General features: G+C 63.4%; 4 protein-coding genes and 2 pseudogenes. All 6 read left to right on the top strand.

From position 1 onward, the window contains the following. Nucleotides 1–107 (top strand): annotated as a pseudogene (locus RMN95_RS09140) (ROK family protein); the annotation flags it as partial. A gap of 302 nt (nucleotides 108–409) precedes the next feature. Then, on the top strand, nucleotides 410–499 hold the full coding sequence (locus RMN95_RS09135) for a potassium-transporting ATPase subunit F (RefSeq protein WP_309616618.1): 90 nt from the start codon (nucleotides 410–412) through the stop codon (nucleotides 497–499). Continuing rightward, the gene (gene kdpA / locus RMN95_RS09130; RefSeq protein ID WP_309616617.1) at nucleotides 499–2178 is read left to right on the top strand and encodes a potassium-transporting ATPase subunit KdpA; all 1680 of its coding nucleotides are present in this window, start codon (nucleotides 499–501) and stop codon (nucleotides 2176–2178) included. Before RMN95_RS09135 ends, kdpA begins: the two co-directional genes overlap by 1 nt. A gap of 20 nt (nucleotides 2179–2198) precedes the next feature. Beyond that, nucleotides 2199–4292 carry a potassium-transporting ATPase subunit KdpB gene (kdpB, locus tag RMN95_RS09125; RefSeq protein ID WP_309616616.1) on the top strand — a complete coding sequence of 698 codons (2094 nt, stop codon included), beginning with the start codon at nucleotides 2199–2201 and terminating at the stop codon, nucleotides 4290–4292. Between the two features lie 46 nt (nucleotides 4293–4338). Then, nucleotides 4339–4923: a K(+)-transporting ATPase subunit C gene (gene kdpC / locus RMN95_RS09120; protein ID WP_309616615.1), complete on the top strand. Its 585-nt coding sequence runs from the start codon at nucleotides 4339–4341 to the stop codon at nucleotides 4921–4923. A 21-nt stretch (nucleotides 4924–4944) separates the two neighbouring features. Next, nucleotides 4945–5181 (top strand): annotated as a pseudogene (locus RMN95_RS09115) (sensor histidine kinase KdpD); the annotation flags it as partial.

Below are 5181 nucleotides of genomic sequence, written 5' to 3'. Positions count from 1 at the left end.
ACTACGAAGAATTCTTGCCCCTGCTCGACCTGCAGACGAAGATCGTGCCTGCCGTGCACCGCAACAACGCTGGCATCCTGGGCTCCGCGGCGCTTGCTGCGGACTAATCGCCGGCCCGGCCGATGAGGTTGGCGGTCGTGCGGAAACGGTGACGCCAGTTGACCCTAACGTCAGTCTGAACTGGGATCAGCGTTAGGACTGTGCCCGCTGGCGTTAGGAAACCGTTAGTGCGAGCGCGAAAATCCTGCTCCGGGCGTTGACTCAGGTCGTGGTCATCACCACGCTCGAGCGCCGCCGCGCACGGGCACAGCAAACGGAAAGAGTTCACCGTGCTCGACATCGTGTTCATCGCCGGCATCCTCGCTCTCGTAGCGCTTGTCGCACTCATCGCGAGGGGGGTGGAGCGCCTGTGATCGTCATTGAACTGGTCGCTGCCGCTCTCGCCCTCGGGGCGATCGGCTACCTTGTAGTCGCCCTCGTGAAGCCGGAGAAATTCTGATGGACACCACGATCGTCTTCCTCGTCGCCCAGCTGGCGACCATTGCGCTCGTGCTGGTGCTGCTCTTTCGCCCGCTCGGTGATTACATGGCGGCCGTCTTCACGAGCAAGCGTGACCTCCGAGTGGAGAGCGGCTTCTACCGGCTTATCGGCGTCGACTCCCGCTCGGAGCAGAGCTGGAGCACCTACCTGCGCTCGGTGCTCGCCTTCTCGGCCGTCGGCATCCTGCTGCTGTATACACTTCAGCGAGTGCAGCAGATTCTGCCGTATTCACTGGGACTCCCGCCCACGAGTGAGCACCTCGCCTTCAACACGGCGATCTCGTTCGTGACCAACACCAACTGGCAGTCCTACTCCCCCGAACTCACCCTGGGTTACACCGTGCAACTCGTCGGGCTCGCCGTGCAGAACTTCGTCTCCGCAGGCGTCGGGATCGCGGTTGCCGTGGCGCTGATCCGAGGCTTCTCGTACCGATCCAGCAGCACTATCGGCAACTTCTGGGTCGACCTGACGCGCGGCATACTGCGCATACTGCTGCCGATCGCCTTCGTCTCTGCGATCGTGCTGATCGCCGGCGGCGTTATCCAGAACGTCAATGGATTCCAGGATGTCACGACGATCACCGGGGCTTCCGCGGTCATCCCCGGCGGGCCGGTGGCCTCGCAGGAGGCCATCAAGTTGCTCGGCACTAACGGTGGCGGCTTCTTCAACGTGAACTCGGCGCATCCCTTCGAGAACCCCACGGCCTGGACGAGCCTCATTCAGGTCCTGGTGATGCTGCTCATCCCGTTCTCGTTACCTCGTACCTTTGGGCGGATGGTCGGCGACAATCGCCAGGGCGTGGCAATCGCCGCGACCATGGCGACGATCTACCTCGCTTCGGTCTCGCTCATGACGTGGGCCGAAACCACCGGTGGTGGCACCGCGCCCCAGCTGGCGGGAGCCGCAATGGAAGGCAAAGAGGCGCGCTTCGGGATCATTGGCTCAACGATCTTCGGTACTACATCGACCATCACCTCTACCGGTGCCGTGAACAGCATGCACGATAGCTTCACCTCCCTCGGCGGTGGCGTCGCCCTCGTGAATATGATGCTCGGCGAGATCGCGCCCGGTGGCGTCGGGGCCGGAATGTACGGCATCCTGATTGTCTCGATCATCGCGGTGTTCATTGCCTGTCTCATGGTCGGCCGCACCCCGGAATACCTCGGTAAGAAGATCGGCTCTCGACAGATCACGCTCGCGAGCCTGTACATCCTCACCACGCCGACTCTCGTGCTCGTCGGAACGGCCCTCAGCTTCGGGATTCCCGCCATTCGGGACGAACTCGAGGCGGTGTCGATCTGGAACCCGGACCTGCACGGTTTCACCGAGGTTCTCTACGCCTTCACGTCAGCCGCCAATAATAACGGATCGGCTTTCGCTGGGCTCACCGCGAACACGCCATGGATGAATACTGCACTCGGTGTCGCCATGTTTCTTGGACGATTCATGCCCGTCGTGTTCGTTCTGGCCCTCGCAGGCTCGTTCGCCGCGCAGGACAAGATTCCCGCTAGTGCGGGAACTCTGCCCACTCATCGCCCCCAGTTCGTCGGTCTGCTCCTGGCAACGATCGCCATCGTGTCGGCTCTCACATATTTCCCCGTACTCGCGCTGGGTCCCCTGGCGGAGGGGCTGGGCTGATGTCCATGAAAGAACAGGTCATGACAATGACAGAATCAAAAACAACACCCTCACAGCAGGAGGCAGCCAGCCGCGCAAGTGCGCTTTCTCTTGCCCAGCTGATCACGGCTTTGCCCGGTGCTCTGCGTAAACTCGACCCGCGACTGATGTGGCGAAATCCCGTCATGTTTGTCGTCGAGGTGGGGGCCGCGCTGACCACGGTGATCGCCATCGCCGAGCCGTTCATGGCCGCGACTTCGAACGCACCCGCATTCACCGCCAGCATCGCCATATGGCTGTGGGTCACCGTGATCTTTGCCAACCTCGCCGAGTCCGTCGCAGAGGGCAGGGGCAAGGCGCAGGCATCCGCGCTGCGCCAGACCCGCACCTCGACGATCGCGCACCGAGTCGCTTCCCCCGATAACCCCGCGGGAACGCAGGCCGAAGACGTGTCATCTGCCGACCTCACTCTGGGCGACTACGTCGTGGTTTCGGCGGGAGAGGTCATTCCCGGAGACGGCGACATCGTCTCGGGCATCGCCTCGGTGGATGAGTCTGCCATCACGGGTGAATCTGCCCCGGTCATCCGGGAGCACGGTGGCGACCGCAGTGCCGTTACGGGAGGAACTCGCGTGCTGAGCGACAAGATCGTGGTGCGAATTACCTCTAGGCCCGGAGAGACCTTTGTGGACCGGATGATCCGACTCGTTGAGGGCGCCTCCCGCCAAAAGACTCCCAACGAGATAGCGCTGAATATCCTGCTCGCGACCCTCTCGATCATCTTCCTGATCGTGGTTGTGACTCTGAACCCCATGGCCGCTTACTCGGGCGGTGCGGTGAGCATCACCGTCCTGGTGGCCCTGCTGGTCTGCCTCATTCCAACCACCATCGGTGCGCTTCTCAGCGCGATCGGCATCGCCGGTATGGACAGGCTCGTTCAGCGCAACGTGCTCGCGATGTCTGGTCGGGCCGTCGAGGCTGCGGGCGACATCACCACGCTGCTGCTCGACAAGACCGGCACCATCACCTACGGCAACCGTCGCGCCAGCGAATTCATCCCCGTGGATGGCGTTGGTCGCGATGAGCTCATCAGCGCGGCGCGCCTTGCCTCGCTCGCCGACCCCACACCCGAAGGCTCATCGGTCGTTGACCTGGCTCGGGAGCTCGGCCATGACGGCGCTCCCATCCCGGACGCGATCGTTGTGCCGTTCACGGCTCAGACCCGCATGTCCGGGCTCGACCTGCCGAACGGCTCCCAGGTGCGCAAGGGCGCCGGCTCGATGGTCGCGGCCTGGGTGGGCGTGGTGCCGGCCGACCTCGACGCGATAGTGACGAGGGTCTCCGAGTCTGGCGGCACGCCGCTCGTCGTGGCCACGAGATCGGCGACCGGCGACTCACGAGTGCTCGGCGTCATCCATCTGAAGGATGTCGTGAAGGAGGGTCTCAAGGAACGCTTCGCCGAACTTCGGGCAATGGGCATTCGCACGGTGATGATCACCGGTGATAACCCGTTGACCGCGAAGGCGATCGCCGCCGAGGCCGGGGTCGACGACTACCTCGCCGAAGCGACACCGGAGGACAAGATGGGACTCATCAGGAAGGAACAGGCCGGCGGCAACCTCGTCGCCATGACCGGTGACGGCACCAATGACGCCCCCGCGCTCGCGCAAGCGGACGTCGGTGTGGCGATGAACACCGGAACCTCCGCCGCAAAGGAGGCCGGCAACATGGTCGACCTCGACTCCGACCCGACAAAGCTCATCGACATCGTGCGGATTGGGAAGCAACTGCTCATCACCCGTGGTGCACTAACCACCTTCTCGATCGCCAATGACGTCGCCAAGTACTTCGCTATTATTCCGGCAATGTTCGCCGGGGAGTTCCCAGGGCTGGCCGTACTCAACATCATGGGTCTGCACTCGTCATCCTCTGCCATCCTGAGCGCGATCGTCTTTAACGCGCTCGTCATCGTGGCACTGATTCCGCTTGCCCTGCGCGGCGTGAAGTACCGCCCGGTGTCGGCAAGCAGCCTTTTGGGCCGCAACATCCTCATCTACGGCGTCGGCGGACTCATCGCTCCCTTCATCGGCATCAAGCTCATCGACCTCGCCGTGAGCCTCATCCCGGGGTTCTGATGACCCCCTCACTTCTCACCTTACGATTCGCCCCAAGGAGCACCTCATGAAATTCCGCCAGACGTGGACAGCGATCCGAGCACTCCTGATCTTCACCGTGGTGCTGGGGGTCGTATACCCTCTCGCAGTGACAGCAGTCGGGCAGCTTGTACTACCGGCGCAGGCCAACGGATCCCTCATCAGGGTCGACGGCGAGGTCGTCGGCTCCACTCTCATCGGCCAGACATTCGCTGACGCTGACGGCAACGCGCTTCCGGAGTGGTTCCAGTCACGGCCGTCCGCGGCGGGTGACGGCTATGACGGCGGCGCGTCGAGCGGATCGAATTACGGCCCCGAGAACGACGACCTCATCGCCGCAATCGACGCACGACGAGAAGCGATCGAGAGCCTGGATGCCGCGACCCTCATCCCCGCGGATGCCCTCACCGCATCAGCCTCGGGTCTCGACCCGCACATCAGTCCCGCGAATGCACGGCTTCAGGTGCCCCGCGTGGCCGGAGCCCGCGGCCTCACTACGGAGGAGGTTTCCCGCCTCGTCGAATCGATGATCCAGCAGCGCGACCTCGGCTACCTGGGCGAGCCGACCGTCAACGTTCTCAGTCTCAACATCGCGCTCGCCAAGCTGGGATGATGAGTCTGCGATGGTGAATAAATGACACGAGGACGGCTCCGGGTCATGCTCGGCGCTGCCCCCGGCGTCGGCAAAACCTTCGCGATGCTCGAAGAAGGTCGCAGACTTTCTGAGGCTGGTCGCGATGTTGTTGTCGCCGTCGTGGAGACCCACGGCAGGGCGGCCACCTCCGCGCTCGTCGAAGGGCTTGATGTGCTTCCGCGCCGCGCCATCAACCACCGCGGGGTTTCCCTCGACGAGATGGATCTCGATGCACTG

Source organism: Salinibacterium sp. (assembly GCF_031364185.1).
Taxonomy (GTDB): Bacteria; Actinomycetota; Actinomycetes; order Actinomycetales; family Microbacteriaceae; genus Rhodoglobus.
Note: the sequence above shows the minus strand (reverse complement) of the source record. Positions and strands in the feature narration are given on the sequence as shown.